Source organism: Photobacterium kagoshimensis (assembly GCF_050337045.1).
Lineage (GTDB): Bacteria > Pseudomonadota > Gammaproteobacteria > Enterobacterales > Vibrionaceae > Photobacterium > Photobacterium kagoshimensis.
This window is the reverse complement of record NZ_JAKJSO010000020.1, coordinates 1-21,169: the sequence shown is the minus strand read 5'-3', so window position 1 is coordinate 21,169 and position 21,169 is coordinate 1. Positions and strand designations below refer to the sequence as shown.

The window sequence follows — 21,169 nt, the reverse complement described above, 5'->3', positions numbered from 1 at the left end:
TAGCAACACATAAGCATTAATTTGCCACTGACAGGCAATTTCTATCACTTATTTGCGCTAACTTTCCAGCAATCATGTTGGGAGGATTAAGGGGATGACGTATGTTTAAAAAGCTAGTCGCGGAGTTTATTGGCACATTTTGGCTGGTACTCGGGGGATGTGGTAGTGCAGTACTTGCAGCAGCATTTCCTGATGTCGGTATTGGGTTATTAGGGGTATCACTCGCCTTTGGTTTAACGGTTGTCACCATGGCTTATGCGATTGGCCATATTTCAGGTTGCCACTTAAACCCCGCTGTCACTGTCGGTTTATGGTCTGGCGGTCGCTTTCCTGTTGCAGATGTTGTTCCCTATATTTTGTCTCAAGTACTTGGTGCTATCGTCGGGGCCTATGTGCTCTATGTTATTGCCAGCGGGCAAGCTGGATTCGATCTAGCAGGCGGTTTAGCCTCTAACGGTTACGGTGAACATTCTCCTGGCGGGTACAGTTTAGTTTCTGGCTTTGTGACCGAATTTGTCATGACTTTTATGTTCTTGATTGTCATTTTGGGTGCGACCCATAAACTTGCGACACCTGCGATGGCCGGGCTGGCTATCGGTTTAGCACTCACACTTATCCACTTGATCAGTATTCCTGTTACTAATACTTCGGTGAACCCAGCGCGTAGTACAGGGCCTGCATTATTAGTCGGTGACTGGGCAGTTTCTCAGCTGTGGCTATTCTGGCTTGCACCGCTACTTGGTGCTCTAGTGGCGGGCATTGTCTATCGCTGGCTAAGCCCGCAAGATGATAATTAAACGATTTAGCTCTTTAATGTATCGTAAGACAGATAACAAAAAGCCGCGTTTTATCGCGGCTATTTGGGTTTAAGGGCGACGTAATTTGACGCCTAATCCTTTATCACAGCAGTAACTGCAATAAGGCTTGAACTGGGTGTTTCAATTTTCGGTGCTCTAAACGTTTAACTTGGCTACGACATGAATATCCCGTTACCAAACAACGCTCAGGGTCACGCTGCGCTAGGTTTTGTTGCCAACTCAGCGCGTACACTCCTTTGGACATTGCTAGTTTGTCCTTCTCGTGACCAAAGGTTCCCGCCATACCACAGCAGCCCACAGGCACAGTTTCTAATACTGCGCCAAAGTGGGTAAATATGGCCCCCCACTCTTTCTCGGCATTCGGTAATTTTGTCTTTTCTGTACAGTGCGCAAAAAGATGCCAAGGCTCAGAATTTTCAACCATCGTTTGCTTCTGCAAATCAGGCAATAAGGGTAACAGCCACTCATGGGCGGTTAATACGGTAAAGTCGCCTCGCTGATCAGCAAGCACTTCATTATATTCATCGCGATAGCAAAGCACTAAAGCAGGATCGACACCAACCAAAGGGATGTTTAATGCTGATAGTTGATTCAAAAACTCAGCCGTATTTTTTGCCGTTTTAGCAAACTGACGCAAAAAGCCTTTTACATGCTGCGCTTTACCATTTGGCTTAAAGGGCACAATGATCGGCTTTTTACCTAGCTTTTCGGCCAACAAAACGAAATCGCTAACAACATCGGCATCGTAGAAAGACGTAAATGGATCCTGCACTATCAGTACATAGTGCTGACGCTCTTGCTTAGATAATGCCTGCAACCAAGTTAAATCAAAGCGTGTCGCTTGATGCCCATCTAACCTTTCTTGCAACGTCGGTACAGACAATGCAGGCATATCAACATAGCCAATCGTTTTTGCCGTTAACGATTGTGACCATTGTGGGCGCATCACCGCATTAAACATGGCTGGCGCTTTTGCCATTAGTGGTAAATAGCTTTCAACATACGCGACTAAATAATCTTTAGCAGGACGCTGATAACGGCTGTAATACATATGCATGAAACGCGATCGAAAACTGGGTACATCCACTTTGATCGGACATTGGCTAGCACAGGCTTTACACGCTAAACAACCATTCATCGCTTCCATTACTTCATGCGAATAATCGTAAGCGGCGCGTTGGCTACCGTAGGTATTTTTCAGCCTATCAATAATCTGTTTAATCGTCGGCGTTGTGGTGAGTAACTTTTGCTCAAGCGCTAACGGGTCAACACCTTGTTCTGCTAATTGGCGTAGCCACTCTCGCACTAAACCTGCTCGCCCTTTAGGTGAATGGCGGCGATCAGCACTGATCTTCATTGATGGACACATCGGTGAACTGGTGTCGTAATTGAAGCACAAACCGTTGCCGTTACACTCCATTGCTTGCTTAAAGCTGTCTCGGGTTTTGACCGGGATTTGTCGGTCGTAAAAACCCCGCTTCACACCATCCACTTTAACCAGTTCAGCATCACTTTCTATGGGCGTACAAATCTTGCCTGGGTTCATTCGGTTATCAGGATCAAACGCCGCTTTTATTCGGCGCAGTTCGGTAAACAATTCATCACCAAAAAACTCAGGACCATATTCAGACCGAAAGCCTTTACCGTGTTCGCCCCACATCAAACCGCCGTATTTTGCCACCAGCGCGACCACTTGATCAGAAATGGTTTTCATCAACATTTCTTGCTCAGGGTCACACATATCTAGTGCTGGACGCACATGTAAAACCCCCGCATCAACATGACCAAACATGCCATAATTCAGCTGTTTATCGTCTAATAACTGACGGAACTCAGCAATGAAATCGGCGAGATTTTCAGGTGGTACACAGGTATCTTCCGCAAAAGCGATAGGCTTTTTTGCCCCTTTTGCCGCACCTAATAACCCCACCGCTTTTTTACGCATCGCATAAATTTTTTGAATACCCGCAAGATCATCGCACACCTGATAACCAATCAAGCCTTGTTCATTATTGGCGATCAGCCCATCAAGCCGCTGGCAAAGCTCGCTCACTTGTTGTTGATTCTCGGCCACTGAGTGATTAGCAAATTCCACCATATTGATGCCCTGCACATCTTTACCAGGGACATCGGTTAATAAGTCACTCACTGTGTGCCATACAATATCTTGCTTGGCCAAATTTAAAACACGAGAATCGACAGTTTCTACCGATAAGGCGTTAGCCTCTACCATCATAGGGGCGTTACGTAAGGCAGAATCAAAACTGTTATATTTAATATTCACCAAGGTCCGTGCTTGCGGGATTGGCGTGATATTCAATTTTGCTTCGGCAATAAATGCTAATGATCCTTCAGCACCACATAACAAACGGGCGATATCGAACTGAGTAAGATCATCATCAAATACGTTTTTAAGATCGTACCCAGTGAGAAAGCGGTTCAATGGTGGGAATTTATCAATAATTTGAGGCCGTTTGTCGCGACAAACCTGTTCACTTACTCGCTGTGCTTTCGCAGCAAAATCATCGTTAGGTGAGTCCGCCTTAATAACCTCATCTGAAGAAACAATTGGGGCCGTATTAAGTACAGAGCCGTCAGCCAATACCGCCGTAAGAGACAAGACATGATCTGAAGTTTTGCCATATTTCAGCGAACCTTGCCCAGACGCATCCGTATTAATCATGCCACCGATTGTGGCGCGATTACTGGTTGATAAATCAGGCGAAAAGAAATAACCATGAGGGCGAAGTGCATCATTAAGCTGATCTTTAATAACGCCAGTTTGTACTCGTACCCAGCCCTCATCTGGATTAATGTCCAAGATCTGGTTCATGTGGCGAGATATATCAACCACAACACCTTGGGTTAAAGATTGTCCATTCGTTCCTGTACCACCACCACGAGGCGAGAAAGTCACAGTGCGAAAAAGTGCAGATGCACCTATCTTACCAATTAACGATAAGTCATCGATATTTGTAGGGAAAATAACGGCTTGTGGCAACTGCTGATACACGCTGTTATCAGTGGCAACAGCAAGTCGACTTGCATAGGTGGTTTCAATATCACCAAGAAAGCCAGCTTGGTCGAGTTCATTCAGGTAGTCCAGTACGACGCTGTCGATACTGCTCTGAGTCGTCAGTGCGGGTAACATTGCTCTCCTTGTTCCAGTTTACTGCCGAATCCTAGGGCATCTGGTTATCTCAATCATTATTAGCCACCACTTTACCTCACGCTTTACCTAAACTAAAGCGTGAGGTAAAGCCGATTATATAACTAACCTTGTTGAAATTACTTTTCGGATCAGGCTTGTACCTGCAACTAGCCAAACAGCTGCAACACAACAACCCACAGCTCTAATAGACAGCACTATCAGACTAACGGTCGATTGGTACGCCAACCACTGTGTTATCCAACCAATTAACCCGCCGACAAATAGCATCCCGACGGCGATGAAAATAGCGATACCGACCTTGTGTAGATGAGAGAACTGTCGAAACGAGATCGGTGTCCAATTCACATAGTCCAAGCTTAGAAATACACCTAAAGAGGCTGCAAATAGGTAGACATGTTCTGGTGCGTGACTAAAACTTGCCGTTAGCCCTATTACCAGCGACATTGATAACCAAAACCACTTGCTCACAATGCAATCATCCAAAGAATAGTTTTCTGCATTCAACCATGCAATGTAAATAGCGACCATGCCCGTGCCTAGAATAAGGCTTGCTATCGTATCGGTAATAAAATGCACCCCGTACCATACGCGTGCAACAGCTTGTCCAAGTGCCAAGCAATATGCAATCGGCAATAAGAGGTACATCGTCATCAAACCACGCTGGCGTGAAAAATAGTACCAGGTTAAACCCCATAACACAGTTGCCATTAATGTATGCCCACTTGGAAATCCAAATCCATACGCATTCGCTTGTTTTAATGCAGGCATAATATAGAACGGTCGTGGTGAACCAATACCTAATTTAAATATTGAGGCAATATAAGTGACACTCAATAATATAATAGATAAACGTAATACTCCTTTCGCACCAAACAAGGCCGCAGTGATAACAAATATAAATACAATAAACTCAACTTCACCAGGTAAATTCAATACCGTGATAACGGCATCAAAAATGGATTGCTGCATTTGTGGCCAAATTTTCACCCAATGCTGAAATTGACTAATAAGTTGCAATTCATATTGATGAAGTAAGTTAACATGGCCACTTAAATCGGAGTAATAATCAACTTTACTTTCAGGCGTTTGCGCCAGCCATTGCGCTAACAATGGTTGGTCTTTTGGAAAGCGATAATCTGCAGGCTTAATTTCATCGGGGCCAATTAAATAAACACGGCGAACTTCTTTGCCAAAATGTTCAGCAAACCATGACTCTACAATGGGATACCCTAAAGAGTCCGTTGTGGTCGACACTAATATTGGTTGCTTTGCTACACAGGCATAAATAACAGCGCGCGCACGCTGCTCTATTAAATGCGAAACCTCAACGTTTATACCTGTTTCTTCTAATGCCTCACGAATAGCGCTTTCTTCAGGTGTCGTATTGGGCTCTATATATCCCCCAGGGAGCGATATTTTTTTCGTTATAACTTCAGACAGCATAACAAGTTTGTCACCTGCGCGAATAACACAAACAGCACCCACAACACTACGCTCAACTTGCTCAGTCTTTACCTGACTCACTGGGTTCGCATACAAGGCACCAGAGAAAAGTAATGAAAACAAACTAAGAATGATTCTTGCCATGATTTTTTGGATACTATCCACCCGCATACTCACTTTAACTTAATATATTCGCCGTTTATTGCTGATTTAACATGCAATTAGAAAGCTATTCAAGGTTAAAATAAACCATATAAGGAATAGCAGCCAGTAAAAAAGTGTTATTGCACTCTACTGTTCATTTATCAGATCCCAGCAGGCCAGCTTTTTTAACACAAGATTATTCACCCTGCAGATACATTGCTTACAGAACCGACCATCAGAAAATAAAAGGTACATGAATCCACCTCTTCATCAGCAAGTTAAAAACAACGTTTATACAAGTTAATCACAAAGGGTTTGATGTGAAACTGGTCTGATTTCATTTGCTGTCTTAGTTTTCTACACTCGCGCCGCAAAAAGCAACATCAATAAATAACTAAAGAATGATACCTATGAATAAGAAGCGTCTGTTAACACAAACAATCCTTGCGGCAATTGCTTTTTCATCAACCCAAGCAGTGGCTGCAGGGTTTCAATTAAATAGTCAATCTGCAACTGGCCTCGGGCGAGCTTTTGCCGGTGATGCCGTTATTGCTGACAATGCATCAGCAATGGCGCGCAATCCTGCTGTAATGGCTTTATTTAAGAAAAGTAACCTTTCATTAGGTTTCAATGTCATTGAGACTGATGTTCGCATTAAAAATGGCACTTATAACCAACTTCACTTACATACTGATAATTCGATGGATCCACTTATCCCTGTCATTCCAGTATCAGTAGGCGCAAGTAAACATGACGTATCAAACACCGATGGGATTGGTGGAACCTCGTTTGTACCGAATATCTACTACATTCACCCAATTAATGATCAATGGGCATGGGGTATATCCGCATACTCAAATTTCGGAACTCAAACTAAATTTAAAGACGATTTCGCAGCATCTATTTTCGGCGGTACAACAAGCGTTCGTAGCGTTAACCTTGGCGCATCGGTTTCTTATCGTATCAATGAACAATTTAGTATTGGCGCTGGGTTGGATATTATATATGGCACAGGAGCACTTCAACGTAACGCAAATATAAAACATACGCACACCGAGTATGATTTCTGGGGCGATATTAGTAACACATCGAGTTCTAACCTCAATACAGAAGCATTAAATGCAGAAGCCAGCGGTTATGGTTTAGGTTGGAACATTGGTACAGTTTACGAAATAAATGAAAACCACCGCTTTGGTTTAAGTTACCGTAAAAGCCCCACATTAGAAGCAAAAGGCGATGTCTATAAAGCGGGTGCTATCGGTTTAGCGAAAAATGATACGCTTCATATTCCATTACCAGATATGGCTGAGTTCTCAGGCTATCACTTACTCACCGAGCGGCTTGCTATGCACTATAGCTTGCAGTGGGTAGGCTGGAGTGCATTCGACCAAGTAAAATCTAATGCCCATGGCACCATTAAAGAATATAGCTGGAAAGATGCTGGCCATATCTCTTTAGGTAGTACTTATTATCTAAATAGTGATTGGACTCTTCGTGCTGGCTACATGTATGACAAAGCAGCTACTGGCAATATTAAATCAATATCAATTCCAGACTCAGATCGTCAATGGTTTTCTGCAGGTCTAACTTATCATCTGTCAAAAGACTCAACAATCGACTTTGGCGCAACATACTTGCTTGGCCAAGACACCAACGTTGAAGAAAAACTAGGCGTAAATGCCAAAGATATTGACCCATCACTTTCTGACCTAGGCTTTATTGGCACATCAGTTAAAGCAACGACACGCGCAAACGCAATCTTAGTGGGCCTTCAGTACAACCGTTCATTCTAAAAATACGCCTCAAATAGATGAGCCCTCGCAGAGTTAAATGCCCTGCGAGGGTTCATTGATCTTACGCTTAAAACAATCCAAGTTTCTGTAAGTAAACCCTACAAACCACCCATCAAGGTGTATTTAGTTTCTAAATATTCATCAATACCCTGTGCTGCGCCTTCGCGGCCAAGGCCTGATTCTTTAATACCGCCAAACGGAGCAACTTCAGTTGAGATTAAGCCTTCGTTAACGCCAACCATGCCGTATTCCAAGGCTTCACTCACACGGAAAGCTTTTGATAATGATTGGGTATAAATATAAGCCGCTAAACCTGAGTCCGTATTATTCGCGCGTGCAATTACATCGTCGTCGTTACTGAAAGTAAAGGCCGCAGCTAAAGGGCCAAAGGTTTCTTCGGTAGCAACAAGCATGTCATCTGTCACATCACGGATAACAGCTGGCTGTACAAAGTGAGTCGATGATTTGTCTTCGCTGCCGTATAACAAGGTGGCACCTTTGGCTAGCGCATCTTCAATATGAGATTCAACTTTTTGTACCGCAGCACGGTTTATCATAGGGCCAATGTTCACGCCATCAATAAGCCCATTGCCCATCACGAGTGAAGACACTTCATCAGTTAGCATCGCCATAAATTTGTCGTAAACGGCTTCATGCACATACAGACGATTTGCACACACACAGGTTTGCCCCGCATTACGGAATTTGGCTACCATATAACCGGCTAATGCTTTTTCTAAATCGGCATCTTCAAATACAATAAATGGGGCGTTACCGCCGAGCTCTAACGATAATTTTTTAACTGACGCAGCAGACTGCGCCATTAATAATTTCCCTATTGCTGTCGAGCCTGTAAATGATATTTTCCGTACTTTTTTATTGCTGGTTAACTCGCCGCCGATCGCAACAGCATCCCCCGTTACCACACTGAACAAACCTTTGGGTAAGCCTGCTTGCTCAGCTAAAGCTGCCAAGGCTAAGGCTGTAAATGGCGTGTCAGGAGCTGGTTTTAATACCACGCTACAACCAGCCGCAAAAGCAGGGCCGCATTTACGTGTAATCATAGCCGCAGGGAAATTCCATGGTGTAATCGCTCCCACCACGCCTATCGCCTCATGGCTAACTAAAATACGCGCATCTAGCTTATGACTCGGGATGATCTCCCCTTGAACACGTTTAGCTTGCTCGGCATACCACTCGATAAAACTGGCCGCATAGGTAATCTCACCTTTTGCCTCTGTTAGCGGCTTACCTTGCTCTGCCGTTAAAATTTCAGCCAGCGCATCGCTGTGTTGTTGAATTAAATCAAACCAACGACGTAGGACTGTCGACTTTTCTTTGGCTGTCGTTTTCTTCCATAACTTAGACGCAGTATCAGCCGCTTCAATCGCACGCTGAGTTTCATACGACCCACACTCAGGTACATAACCCAGGATACTACCGTCAGCGGGGTTATATACTGGCGTGCTGGCGTTCGACTCGGCATCACACCACTCGCCAGCAATATAAACTTGCTGTTTAAAAATAGTGTGTCGTTGTAAATTTAATTTATGCACCTGCGTCACCCTTGTTATTTGTTATACAAATATATTTTACCTGAGAAACATCATATCGCCACTGTTAAACGTATCGCTTGGTCATCATGAGTAGTTGTTAAACACCACATCATCCTATCCGTCGCCAGTCTGTTCACCTTTTAACCTGCTCACCTCATTTCTATACATCTTTGCTTAACCTACCTGCATTTTTTCAGCCTGTTTAAGCCTAATTCAATCGTAGCTGATGTGATTAGGGGTTGACGTTAAAACGAACGCTAGTACAAATTCTCGGTTTCGCATGGAGGAAGTTAAGACCTCGGTCTATTCTGTAAAGGTAGACCTTCATGGAAAGCAGCCATGGCAGAAAAAACAAGAACAATCAAAAAAATTCGTTACGGTCTTAAGTCAAATGATATGACGGCTTATATACAAAGTGGCGACATAGAGGAACTTAATCCCTTTGCCTTATGGGATCATTACCAAGCTAAAAATGTCTCCCAACCTGTTGGGCTGGATTTTCACGGCCACTCAGGTATCAACACACTTACTTACCCTATATGCGGGCATTTACACCACGTCGATTCAACTGGAAGCCAGAGTTCACTCGAACCTGGCGATGTTCAGATGATGCTAGCTGGCAATGGCGTAGTCCATAAAGACACTTTAAAACCGATAGATGGGCTAGTCGAAACATTTGCCCTATGGATTTTACTCCCCGCTCAACATATTGAAATGTCGGATGCAACCAGCCTCAAATTTGCAGCCCATGACTTGCCGCTAATCGAAAAAAGTAATGTCACCGCTAAAGTACTGATCGGCGAATTAGATAATATCAAAAGTCCAATCACGTCCCCGTCCCCTATCCTTGTACTTGATGTGGCTATCGCCCCTTACAGTCAGTGGGAAATCCAACCCAATAAACGGCTCAGTTCTGGATTTGTATTTATTCATTCAGGAAAAGCGTTTATCAGCGGAACCGAAGTTAACAAAAACCAAATGGCAATATTCACGCCATCAGAAGACAAAGTTGAAGTTCAAACCAGCTATTATGGTTGCCGTCTTCTTCTCGCCATCGGTGAACCTCTCGATCAACCTATTATCGCAACAACTCAGTCTGTTCACTCATCAATCACTCACCAGCAACACTCTGCATTACATATCAAACAATTATTAGAAAAAGTTGAAGATTAGCAACGACGATTACTGATACCCGATATAATATATGTGTCAATAAGGACCCAATTACTTCACCATTATTAATAAAAATATTTAATCGTCATTATAAAACCAACGCCGCAATTCCCTCTGGGTATCATGTTATATTTATATCGCATGCAATCCTTAATAAAACAGTGGATTTAAATAATTCATCGATAAAGGGAGCAATTTAATTCTTGATGCTTTCTTGTCTGAAATTAATTTATGATAAAATTGCTCTAATCAATAACTTATTTGGCAGTCTGACTCTGTGGTTATTACGGCTCGTTTATCTTTCTTAATCTCCCTACTTGCTTTATTTTCAAGCATGGCGTTCGCACACGCGGATAAACAATCGCCAGGGCTCAGCTCGCTAATGTCTTTGAGCCTTGATGAGCTATCTAATGTTGAATCCACAGTGACATCCGCAGCAAAGAAGACCCAAAATATTGCTGAAGTACCCGCTGCTATTTACGTTATTTCTAGTGAGCAAATTATACGTAGTGGTGCCCGCTCGGTAGCCGATGCGCTAGCGCTTGCGCCTGGCGTTACAGTGAACAAAATAAGTGAATATAACTGGCAAGTGTCTATTCGTGGCCTTAACGAGGTGCTGTTTAATAAAGCATTAGTCATGGTCGATGGTCGCAGTGTTTTTAGCCCGTTAATGTCAGGGACTTTTTGGCACACTGTCGATATGGTGATGTCAGACATTGATCGAATCGAGATCCTACGCGGTACTGCTGGTACTATGTGGGGCGGCAATGCTGCTAATGGCGTGATCAATATCATTACCAAAAGTAGTAAAGAAACCTTGGGGCAGCACCTAGAAATAGCCGCAGGTGAACATAGCTATCAAGAAGTCAGCTACCGTCATGGCTTTACCCTTAACGAAAACACTAGTGCACGAGTTTTCGTTAAAGGTGTTAAATCCGACTACTACTATGACAACAATGACCCATGGCGCACCTATCGCGGTGGCTTTCGATCAGACTACCAGCAAGGAAATAACGCGATAACCGTCCAGTTTGGTGGCTACCATAACGTGTCCGAACACTACTGGGAAAATTATGACTTGGCAGCTACTCCCGCCAAAGTCATCCCGACTCAGCTAACCGACTATTCTCGCGGTGGTTATATCAGCCTTGACTGGTTCCAAAATAACGATAAAACCGACTATGAGATGCACTTGTGGGCGGATAGCAACGCAAAAGTTGAACCGTCATCCACTGGTGAGTTCTCTACCCTTAATATTGACGGATTAACGCGGACCCGCTTAACCGAGGCGAATGAATTAACCACCGGGGGAGGCATCCGCTTCATACATCGTGATGTTGCTCCTTATACTGAAGACTACTATGCGATCCTAGAGCCAATTGGGCGCTATAGTAACGACCCAATCAATACTGATGTTATTTATAACCTTTTTGGCCAACTCGAAAGCCAAATCAGCAATAATGTCACGGCAACATTAGGGGTTAAAGTCGAACATTTCAGTCTAAACAATACCACTGAAATTCAGCCTCAAGCGCGCCTTATATATCAGCACTCACCGCAGCAACAATTCTGGGCGGGGATCGGCCGTGCCGTGGTCACCCCCGCCAGCGTCGAATCCTTAACCGATGGTTATGTTGTTAATAGAGTCATCGCCCCAGATCATGAAAATTCAGAGGCATACCGTTATTACAATGGTATTTTCTTCACCATGGGCAATCCAAATATGAAGAATGAATCTGTCGTTACTTTAGATGCAGGTCACCGTATTACGGTAACACCAGAGTTAAACATCGATAGCACTTTATTTTTCAGCAATTATCAAAATTTAAGAATGCTAGAAACAGGTAAGAATCCTTGGGTATGTCAATACGGACATTGTGACGATGGTACAAAAATGCCAAACAACATTTTTGTTCATCAAACACAGTTCGGCGATCAGTTAGACGCAAACAGCTATGGTTTTGAAACCGCGGTTCGCTGGCATCCTGCAGCCAATTACACCTTGAACACCAGCTATAGTTTTATCAATACTCAAGCTTATTGCAGTGGTAATGAGCAATGTAAGGCTGATGCTCAATTTGGTACAAAAACGACTTACAATCACCAACCTTCCCATTACGTTTCTATCCATTCATTATGGAGTATTAGTGCAAGTTGGCAGTTTGATGTATGGTTCAAACATAAGTCGAGCGTCGAATCTGACATAATACGAGCTGATGGATCACACCCCTTTTCTGCACCTGAGGTTACGACTGTGGACGTTAGATTGGCCTGGCAGAAAAAACCATCTTGGCCAAAAGTTGAATTGATTATTGATGCCTTAGGTAAGGCGCCCTACTCGGATGCACCAAACAAGGCGCGAGTTGGAGAAACGGCTTACTTACGTAGTTCATGGGACTTTTGATTTGATTATGTGGCATTTTCATCGCACACTTTATCGTCTTCTTTCTCAAGCACTGAAACATCCAGTGCATACGATGCTATTTTTTATATCCAGCTTGCTTGTAAATGGAGAAGCCCGAGCGGAACAAAGTCGCGCTTATGATGACTACCAAATCAAAGCGGTTTACATCTATCGATTTGCTAGCTTTATTCGCTGGCCACAAGCACCGAACCACCAAATTCAGTACTGTGCTTATGGTGCAGACAATATAAGCCAAACACTACACCAGTTGGTATTAAACGATCTCAGTGCCAATAAACGCTTGGTATTTCACTATATCGATAACCTATCCCAAGCGGAGCAGTGTGAACTGGTTTATATTAGCCCATCACAATTCCCCATCAGTCACGCTATTCCTCAGTTATCGGGTGTACTAACCATTAGTGGCTACCCTGATTTTCTCGACTATGGTGGCATGATAGAACTACGTGCCGATAAAAAACGTATTAGGCCCATCATTGCGCTTGATGTTATTAAGCATGCAAATATGGCGATCAGCTCACAGTTATTACGCATCGCCATTATCGGAAAAAGTTTAACAAGTGGCTTAAATGACAATGCGTCGCTGGATCAATAACCTTTCACTTGGGCAAAGGATGTCGCTTCCTATTATGGGCTTCATCTTATTGGTCTTTTTAAGTTTTCAGGTTGTCACGTACCAAACATTTATTAAAAAAGAACGTGCTAACCTTGTTAGCAGAATAGAAATTCTGGCGCAAGGTGTAGGGATGAACCTAACCGCGGCCATTCTTTTTGATGACAGAATTGCAGCACAAGAAATATTGTCATCTTTTAAGGCTGAACACTCAATCGCCTTTGTCGAACTGAATGATGGCAAACTACTGGCACAATATACCAACCATAATATTGATTATGTTGCGCCTACAGAACAGCAACATATCATCGCAAAACAGCAAGGTTTTCACTTTGGAAACTATATGCTGTACCTAGATGTACCTATCACCTATGCCCAAAATAACGAAGCTAGTCTGTTTATTGCAGTATCACTCGCCCCGCTGCATCAACTGCAAATCACCCAATTGCAATACAGCCTATTCCTTTTCCTACTCTACCTTATCGTATGTGGCTACATCGTTAATCGCCTTCAAGCTTGGGTAACAAAACCGATTGCAGAGCTTAATAAAGCAATGAGCTCCATTGTTCACGACGATAAAAAACACCAATTCACTCCCAAAGTAACAACAAACGATGAGCTAGGTGAACTGGCGAATTGTTTCAATGATATGCAGTTAAAGCTGCAAGAACGAGATGTGAAAATACGCACAACCTTACAGCAATTTAGCCAGGAAAAAGTCTTTGCTGAAGAAGTCGTCGCGACTGTACAACATGCGTTACTCGTCATTGATGAAAGCGCAACCATTACCCTAGCGAACGATGCCTGCTTCGATGTTTTAGGCGTGCCTCAACGCAGTGCTGTTAAACAAAATTTCATTCAATTATTACGACCACAACAACCCGAGCGTTTTAAGCATCTGCTCGCTTTAGTGCTATCGAACAAACAACATTTCAACCATTATGTGGTTAAGTGCCAGAGCCAGCAAACCCGAGTGGAGCGAACGCTACAAATCGTAAGTCGTCCGCTTTATCATCAGAAGAAGTTCTTATTTGCAATTGAAGATATAACCAAACAACACCTTGCTCAGAAACAGCAGCGCCTTGCCGCTAACGTATTTGATAGTAGTCAAGATGCCATCATCGTACTGAACCAAAGCGGCATTATTGAAATGGTAAACCCTGCATTTGAAGACTTAGTTGGATTTGAACCTAACGAAGTCATCGGAAAACACTTTCATAGCTTGTTAGATATGGCGTCATATCGTTTAATCGAGAGCCACATTCGAGAGCATTTAAAGGATCATAATGTATGGCAAGGTGAATACCACCAACTACGTCGAGACGGGACAACCATCCCACTATTATTGCGAGTCCATCGCCTCACCGACCCACAAAGCGGTGAAAGTCAGGTTGCCATTGTGGCTTCTGATTTACGTTCAATTAAAGAAAATGAGCGCCTTGAACGTTTAGCATCCCACGATTCACTCACCAATTTACCGAATCGCAGTAAATTACACTCGCACATACAAACGCTACTTAATCAGCAGCAGCAAAGCAAAGCAATTTTTGCCGTGTTATTTATCGACCTTGATGGTTTTAAAGTAATCAATGATACCTATGGTCACGATGTTGGGGACAGTGTGTTAAAGATTGTGGCGGCCAGAATGTCTCGCACCATACGCCAAACGGATATGGTAGGCCGACTGTCTGGCGATGAATTTATCACCGTCATCAACCATGTTGCAGATGCGAGCAAGGTAGAGCAGACCAGCGAACGTATTTTGCATAAACTGCATCAACCCATCAGCCTTGATGAAAATATCATCGAAGTGGGAGCAAGCATTGGTTGCTACTATGTCCATCCTGGCGAATATCAAAATGTGGATGATATTTTAAGACGTGCTGACAAAGCCATGTATGAAGCCAAAAGCTCAGGGAAAGGGAAGGTGGTTATCTTTAACCCTCTTGCGACAGTATCTACAATAAAAACAAAACAGCCCCGCTAGAGCGAGGCTGTTATTCATGTATTCATGTATTCATGAGTAGGCGCATACCACTTATTTTTCACGATGACCTAACGTACAAGAACCATTTGATTGAAACCAAATTGTCTGCGTTTTCTTACGACCAATCAACATAGGGCCGTCATCAAAGAATAAGAAATTCTTCCAGTTACGTTTGAATACACCCCACTTGGTTTCAATCAAGTTGTATTTCTCATAACAGAAAAATACCGTGGTGTTATCTTCCCAATCAATGAAATCAAGGATCTCTTGCGGTAACTCAGGTTCGTCGCTATCCCATGCACCTTGCCATTCAATCGGCGCTGACCACATGGCTTCATTCGCAGCCCAATCATCCTTTTCAAAATGATCGGCATCGGGACTTTGGCGGCTAATATGATCACGCCAAATATCTGAAGATCGTGCTTGAGTAAAAGGACGGATTAACGCGAGATCATCTTCTGACACGGGCATAGAAGCATGTGTGAAGATCCACTTACGGGTGTAACTATCTAATTCTACGTAGTTCATTCGTCGACCTGAATTCTATTGACGCAGCAATGTACCTTAGTCAAACGAGATGTTCCAGCACTCCCTTACGATATTCAAATGATCACCGCTCAAAGCCAGTATGAAAGCCAACTTTGAGCGTCAATGTCTATAGTTTTGTATCCCACAGATCACTCACCCAACCGCCAACATTTTCATCAAAATGACTGTTTGAATAAGTCTGTTGTTGCTCGACAATACCTTCACGATGAGCACGAGTTTCGAGTAGATGAGAAATATGATTTGCCATCGGATCATTATTCGACGTTAACTGCTTTCTAATCGCCACTTCTTTAATCACCTGAAGTCGATAAGCGGAATTCATTTTCTTCATTACTCTCACCTCTTTTGATAAACCCAAATAAAAATAGAAGTCATACTTTGAATCGTCAAATAAGCACCATCAAATTGTCATTAACACTTGGTAATGATAAAAGTCGCTAAAACAATGCTTTAGCTGAAAATGTAACATTTGCGTGGCATCCCAATTATTTACCCTGTTGCAATACGCTGAAAAATAAGGGAAAAGAATGATGATGCCAGCTGGATTTTTTTTATTATTTTTTTTATCTCGCGCCATCTGATTGTCACGTATTACTATGTTGACATGTAATCTCTGATTTCTAGTGGCAAGCTATTTCACAGATTGCTAACGTTACTATTGGGAACACAAGTTTAGGACGGTTTTTTTGCGTTTTTTAATCATATTCATATCTATCATCACCCCTTTATATTCCGTGCAAGCAATACCATTGCCCGAGTTTCATCAGTGTAATAAAACACTGACTTATCAACTGTATTTCAGCGGGCTGAAAGTCGGAACGCTGTCTCGTCATGTTCATTGGCGCGGAAACAAAGCCAAAGTCTATGCCTATGGCAATGCCGATGTTCTTGTTACTTCTAGTAAATATAAAAATCAGAGTGAAATGGCCTGGTCTGACGTTCAGCAATCCTTCATCACCCAATCTTTTGAGCAGAACATTTCAGGCCTACTTTCACGCACAGCCTCCGGCATATTTAGTGCAAACGGTCAGCAATCTACTATAACCAAAAATGGTGAAACCACAGAATATGATGATCCTGAGTTCCCTTTGCTTGATGGCGATACACTGGGGGCACAGCTACGTTTATTACTGATCCAAGGGAAAACAAAATTCGACTTTAAAATGCAAAGTACGAGCCGTGTGAGTCATTATTTCTTTGAGGTGTTAGGCACCGAAAAGCTCGCCACACGCTATGGCGAAGTCGAGACGTTAAAAGTAAGACAAACCGAGGTCAATGATAGACAAATTGATATGTGGTTTGCACCAAGCTTGGATTATCAATTGGTAAAAGCAAAATACAAACGCAACATCCTGAACCTTGAAGCCGAAATACTCAGTATGAAAAAAGAGTGCCCTCCAACACTGTCTGCCAAAAATTAGCCGCGATAGCCAGAATTAACATATATAGATAAGTAGATACAAAAAGAGCCAGTCACTAGGTGCACTGGCTCTCTCTACTCTGGTTTATAGCCTGTTCTTGTTATATAGAACTATTTAGCAAACACTTTACCGCCAATCATTTTAAATGCAGGCGTACCTCTTACCAATGTATCGCGGGCAAACTCAGTGTCGCACTCAGGGCAGTGGCATGCTTTTATAGTGAAGTCTGTCGTTATACGCTCTTTAAAGCATTTAACCAGTGCCCCTTTTCCACCTTTCCGATACTTAAATAGTTGAGCTTTGCAATTAGCGCAGTACACATCAACGGTTTTGGTTGGGCCTTTCTTATTGGGTTTTGCCATCTTAATTACGCACGCACCGAGCGAATAAGCTGATCAATAATCGGGAGGTGAGCATCGACAACACCCGCCATGTTGCCATATTTCGGCTGATGACGATCATTTTCAAATGCGTGATGCCAACCTTGGGTTGAAGAAACAAAGTACTCAGCAAAAGCATCAGAGATCGACAAGCAACCTGCTAAAACGGTATCCACATAGGTCTGCATGATAGGTTGAACTGCACAAGGTGCTAGTGGCTCATCTTTCACGTAAACCCACACATCACCAGACAAAGGCTGATCACTGTTTTGTAGCGCGACATCTTGGCTATCAATTTTAATTCGGTGATAGCCGTGTTCTCGTTTATCAAATTCAGCCAACGCAGCTCTATCTACCTCGACAATAACGCCATTACACTGGCCAGCCTCAGGAACAACAATCAGTGGCGAAATTTTGTAGCTACCATCCACTTTGCTCCAGTGGCGCTGTAAGCCATTTACCATTGCTGGTGTCGAACGGCCTGTTTGCCCTGTACGTGAACGGGAATGGTCATTGATCAAGCTACCATAGCCAAAGATATACATTACTACTCCTAAAAAGACAGACCAAAAAAGCGCGAAAACTGTTGCCATTCTTGGGTTAACAAACTGACATCACCACGCTGAAACTTCACCACTTTTCCAGGTGGCGATTGAACCAGTTTAGCCATATCTACACGTGCTACACAACCTATTTTCGGATAACCTCCGAGTGTTTGCCGGTCATTCATCATCACTATGGGCAAGCCATCGGGCGGTATTTGTATCGCCCCATAAGCGATCCCTTCCGAGATAAGACTCTCTACTTGCTCGACGAGGGGGTTACCATCAAAGCGACACCCCATGCGATCGCTATTTGGGCTGACGGTGTAAATGCTATTAAAAAAACTCGCTTTAAATGACGATGAGAATGCCTCTGCTTGGTATGACTCAATCACACGCAAAACAGTCTCTTGGCTATAATCAGGAATGCATCGACTCGGTGCGGCTAACGGTGAAAATTGATTGTCTCGCCCCTCCTGTTGAGCATACTCAACAACCGTTAATTGATCACCTGTGGCTAAAGGCAAGCCTTGCTTAGGTGCCTGCCCCGCCTTCCCATGATGATCAGGTAATAAACCACCAATTTGGTTACGAACCACGGTTGAAACACTGCCCTGTACAGGTATCGCATTAAAGCCACCTCTCACCGCGAGATATGATCGTAACCCTGATCGTGGATAACCTAAGCTAAGCGTTTCACCTTGCTGTAAGATAAAAGTCTGCCAAGGTACAACAGCTTTATTAGGCTCTGAATGACAGTGAATAACCGCACTACAATCAGCCCCTGTTAATACGCAACAAATACCCGCATCTGTCGTGATACTCAGCTGACCAAAAAGGATTTCCAGTTGAGGTGCATTAACATCATTTGTTAGTAGGTAATTCGCCCAGCAATAGCTATGCAGATCCGCCGCGCCGCCTTGACTTAATCCGACATCGGCCACGCCAAACCGCCCAGTGTCTTGAATTAAGGTATGCATGCCCGCATTAAGTACACTTATTGTTGCCATAATACCCCGCCTAACTCGATGTAAGTTTCACGATCTATGGGTTCAAATAGCACTTCATCACCAACTTCAAAAGGCGACATTGGCTCTGTATTTGGGTCGAAAAGCCTCTGAGGGCAGTTACCGATGATCTGCCAGCCACCAGGAGAATCTAAAGGATAAATCGCTGTTTGTGTGTTCGCGATCCCTAAGCTACCTGCAGGAACATGCTGACGAGGTGTGGCTAAACGCGGCGTCGCAATGCGAGGATCAACCGATGCTAAAAATGCAAAACCAGGGGCAAATCCAATCGCACAAACGGTATACGCTTGCTGACTATGTAAACGGATCACTTCATCAACACTCACCTGAGCATACTTAGCAACCGTATCTAAATCTGGCCCTACGCTCACATCGTAATACACAGGCAATACGACTTGTTTGCCTACCTTGATTTGATTGTGTGTCGATAGGCTTGCTCGTGTAATTACATCAGCTTCAAAGCCACACTCTTTATATATCTGCTGTAACCGAGTGATAACTCGTCCTAGTTCAGGCTCGGCGCAATGTGCAGGGTGTAGTTGTAATAGCAGTGAGCAATACGATGGCGTGATCTCAACCAATGCAGATGGGAGTGCTTGTTTGATTTTATGTACATAACGCGCAATATCAGCGGTTAACTCAACATCTATCTTGTCACCTAAATAAACCATTAAGGCTGTTTCAGCGGTGCGTTCAATACGTATCATGCTTGCAGTACCTCATTCAGCGTCTGAATTAAGGCAATTGAGGCGTCATTATCTCCATGAACGCAGAGTGAATCTGCTCTGAGTTTAAGGAGCGAACCATCAGACGTTGTGACGTAACCTTGAGTGAACTCTTTCGCTTGCTGCACGATGCGATCACTATTGTGATGAACCGCGTCTGGTTGAGAACGTGGAACGAGGAAGCCTTCAGGTGTATAAGCACGATCAGAGAAGGCTTCAAATAAGAGTTCAACCTTATATTGAACGGCAAGACCTTGATATTTTTGGTTATCAGGCAGTGATAAAACCATGAGCTTAATCGGAGGGATAAATACTGAATTCATCCCTGAGATTGCTTTTAATATCGCGATAAAAACAGATTCATCAGCCATCATGTCGTTATATAGCGCACCATGAGGCTTTACATAGCTAATTTGTTGACCATGCAACTGGCAAATAGCATTTAACGCGCCAGCTTGATACGCCACCAGCTGTGTAATAGATTCAGCGCTATGGGGAATACTACGGCGACCAAATCCTTCTTTGTCGTTATAGCCTGGGTGGGCACCAATTTCGACACCATGCTGGCAGGCACAAGCAACGGTTTTAGCCATAACATCAGGATCCGAGGCATGAAAGCCACAGGCAATGTTAGCCATATTAATCCATGGCATGACAGCATCATCACGCCCCATAAGCCAAGGACCAAAACTCTCTCCCATATCGCAGTTGAGCTTCATGATATGCCTCACCAAATGTTAACTGATTGTTTACATTAAATGATAAGCAGAAAAGAGTTACAAGAATAACAAGCTGAAGATGAGACCTACCATTGGCAAACACCATAAATCGCAGATAGTAAAAAGCCCCGTCATTTCTGACGAGGCTATGTATTTGGGTATAAAGCTTGGCGCGACACACGAGGTTCCCGATTTTCAAGGAGCTGGCGTGACCTCAACCTTGGTAAGGTTGCGCTCTACCCTCTGAGCGAGCACCGCATGACAGCAGACATATCACCATAAATTTCAGATAGTAAAAAGCCCCGTCATTGCTGACGAGGCTATGTATTTGGGTATAAAGCTTGGAGCGACACACGAGGTTCCCGATTTTCGAGGAGCTGGCGTGACCTCAACCTTGGYAAGGTTGCGCTCTATCCTCTGAGCGAGCACCGCATGACARCAGACATATCACCATAAATCGCAGACAGTAAAAAGCCCCGTCATTKCTGACGAGGCTATGTATTTGGGTATAAAGCTTGGAGCGACACACGAGGTTCCCGATTTTCGAGGAGCTGGCGTGACCTCAACCTTGGCAAGGTTGCGCTCTATCCTCTGAGCGAGTACCGCATGACAGCAGACATATCACCATAAATTTCAGATAGTAAAAAGCCCCGTCATTTCTGACGAGGCTATGTATTTGGG

General features: G+C 43.6%; 17 protein-coding genes and 3 tRNA genes. 7 read left to right on the top strand and 13 right to left on the bottom strand.

Features of this window, described 5'->3' with window-relative positions:
- Positions 1 to 101 precede the first annotated feature (101 nt).
- Positions 102 to 797, top strand: a complete 696-nt coding sequence (gene aqpZ, locus L4C35_RS18210) for an aquaporin Z (protein WP_428464228.1) — start codon at positions 102 to 104, stop codon at positions 795 to 797.
- A 103-nt stretch (positions 798 to 900) separates the two neighbouring features.
- Here aqpZ and ydiJ read toward each other — a convergent pair whose 3' ends face one another.
- Positions 901 to 3,969 (bottom strand): D-2-hydroxyglutarate dehydrogenase YdiJ, encoded by a 3,069-nt coding sequence (gene ydiJ, locus L4C35_RS18205; RefSeq protein WP_428464227.1) that lies wholly within the window; start codon positions 3,967 to 3,969, stop codon positions 901 to 903.
- Between the two features lie 114 nt (positions 3,970 to 4,083).
- A complete protein-coding gene (locus L4C35_RS18200; RefSeq protein ID WP_428464226.1) occupies positions 4,084 to 5,598 on the bottom strand; it encodes a bifunctional NUDIX hydrolase/phosphatase PAP2 family protein in 1,515 nt (504 codons plus the stop codon).
- Positions 5,599 to 5,987: 389 nt separating this feature from the next.
- On the opposite strand from L4C35_RS18200, the gene L4C35_RS18195 reads away from it, so the two are divergent.
- Positions 5,988 to 7,370, top strand: a complete 1,383-nt coding sequence (locus tag L4C35_RS18195; RefSeq protein ID WP_428464225.1) for an outer membrane protein transport protein — start codon at positions 5,988 to 5,990, stop codon at positions 7,368 to 7,370.
- A 98-nt stretch (positions 7,371 to 7,468) separates the two neighbouring features.
- Here L4C35_RS18195 and L4C35_RS18190 read toward each other — a convergent pair whose 3' ends face one another.
- Positions 7,469 to 8,926 carry an NAD-dependent succinate-semialdehyde dehydrogenase gene (locus L4C35_RS18190; RefSeq protein WP_428464224.1) on the bottom strand — a complete coding sequence of 486 codons (1,458 nt, stop codon included), beginning with the start codon at positions 8,924 to 8,926 and terminating at the stop codon, positions 7,469 to 7,471.
- 339 nt (positions 8,927 to 9,265) lie between these two features.
- Between L4C35_RS18190 and L4C35_RS18185 the strand changes: the two genes are divergently transcribed.
- From L4C35_RS18185 to L4C35_RS18170, 4 genes are all read left to right on the top strand, one after another.
- The gene (locus L4C35_RS18185) at positions 9,266 to 10,099 is read left to right on the top strand and encodes a pirin family protein (protein ID WP_428464223.1); all 834 of its coding nucleotides are present in this window, start codon (positions 9,266 to 9,268) and stop codon (positions 10,097 to 10,099) included.
- 382 nt (positions 10,100 to 10,481) lie between these two features.
- Positions 10,482 to 12,503: a TonB-dependent receptor plug domain-containing protein gene (locus L4C35_RS18180; RefSeq protein WP_428464222.1), complete on the top strand. Its 2,022-nt coding sequence runs from the start codon at positions 10,482 to 10,484 to the stop codon at positions 12,501 to 12,503.
- Positions 12,504 to 12,510: 7 nt separating this feature from the next.
- Entirely contained in the window at positions 12,511 to 13,119 is a 609-nt protein-coding gene (locus L4C35_RS18175) for a YfiR family protein (RefSeq protein WP_428464298.1), read from the top strand.
- A 19-nt stretch (positions 13,120 to 13,138) separates the two neighbouring features.
- Positions 13,139 to 15,124: a diguanylate cyclase domain-containing protein gene (locus L4C35_RS18170; protein WP_428464221.1), complete on the top strand. Its 1,986-nt coding sequence runs from the start codon at positions 13,139 to 13,141 to the stop codon at positions 15,122 to 15,124.
- Between the two features lie 51 nt (positions 15,125 to 15,175).
- On the opposite strand, the gene L4C35_RS18165 is transcribed toward L4C35_RS18170, so the two are convergent.
- Together L4C35_RS18165 and L4C35_RS18160 are read right to left on the bottom strand one after the other, a co-directional pair.
- Complete coding sequence (locus L4C35_RS18165) at positions 15,176 to 15,652, bottom strand: DUF2947 domain-containing protein (RefSeq protein WP_428464220.1); 477 nt, start codon at positions 15,650 to 15,652, stop codon at positions 15,176 to 15,178.
- A gap of 127 nt (positions 15,653 to 15,779) precedes the next feature.
- Complete coding sequence (locus L4C35_RS18160) at positions 15,780 to 16,004, bottom strand: hypothetical protein (RefSeq protein WP_428464219.1); 225 nt, start codon at positions 16,002 to 16,004, stop codon at positions 15,780 to 15,782.
- 418 nt (positions 16,005 to 16,422) lie between these two features.
- Here L4C35_RS18160 and L4C35_RS18155 point away from each other — a divergent pair, with 418 nt between their 5' ends.
- The gene (locus L4C35_RS18155) at positions 16,423 to 17,094 is read left to right on the top strand and encodes a DUF3108 domain-containing protein (protein ID WP_428464218.1); all 672 of its coding nucleotides are present in this window, start codon (positions 16,423 to 16,425) and stop codon (positions 17,092 to 17,094) included.
- Positions 17,095 to 17,204: 110 nt separating this feature from the next.
- On the opposite strand, the gene L4C35_RS18150 is transcribed toward L4C35_RS18155, so the two are convergent.
- The 8 genes from L4C35_RS18150 to L4C35_RS18115 all read right to left on the bottom strand — a co-directional run bounded on the left by L4C35_RS18150 (position 17,205) and on the right by L4C35_RS18115 (position 21,094).
- The gene (locus L4C35_RS18150; protein ID WP_428464217.1) at positions 17,205 to 17,456 is read right to left on the bottom strand and encodes a hypothetical protein; all 252 of its coding nucleotides are present in this window, start codon (positions 17,454 to 17,456) and stop codon (positions 17,205 to 17,207) included.
- Between the two features lie 5 nt (positions 17,457 to 17,461).
- Positions 17,462 to 18,019, bottom strand: a complete 558-nt coding sequence (locus L4C35_RS18145) for a gamma-glutamylcyclotransferase family protein (RefSeq protein ID WP_428464216.1) — start codon at positions 18,017 to 18,019, stop codon at positions 17,462 to 17,464.
- An 8-nt stretch (positions 18,020 to 18,027) separates the two neighbouring features.
- Entirely contained in the window at positions 18,028 to 19,026 is a 999-nt protein-coding gene (locus L4C35_RS18140) for a 5-oxoprolinase subunit C family protein (RefSeq protein WP_428464215.1), read from the bottom strand.
- On the bottom strand, positions 19,014 to 19,751 hold the full coding sequence (gene pxpB, locus L4C35_RS18135) for a 5-oxoprolinase subunit PxpB (RefSeq protein WP_428464214.1): 738 nt from the start codon (positions 19,749 to 19,751) through the stop codon (positions 19,014 to 19,016). Before pxpB ends, L4C35_RS18140 begins: the two co-directional genes overlap by 13 nt.
- On the bottom strand, positions 19,748 to 20,488 hold the full coding sequence (locus tag L4C35_RS18130) for a 5-oxoprolinase subunit PxpA (protein ID WP_428464213.1): 741 nt from the start codon (positions 20,486 to 20,488) through the stop codon (positions 19,748 to 19,750). Before L4C35_RS18130 ends, pxpB begins: the two co-directional genes overlap by 4 nt.
- A gap of 168 nt (positions 20,489 to 20,656) precedes the next feature.
- A tRNA-Gly gene (locus L4C35_RS18125) sits at positions 20,657 to 20,746 on the bottom strand.
- A gap of 84 nt (positions 20,747 to 20,830) precedes the next feature.
- Positions 20,831 to 20,920 (bottom strand) — tRNA-Gly (locus tag L4C35_RS18120).
- Between the two features lie 84 nt (positions 20,921 to 21,004).
- A tRNA-Gly gene (locus tag L4C35_RS18115) sits at positions 21,005 to 21,094 on the bottom strand.
- Positions 21,095 to 21,169 lie beyond the last annotated feature (75 nt).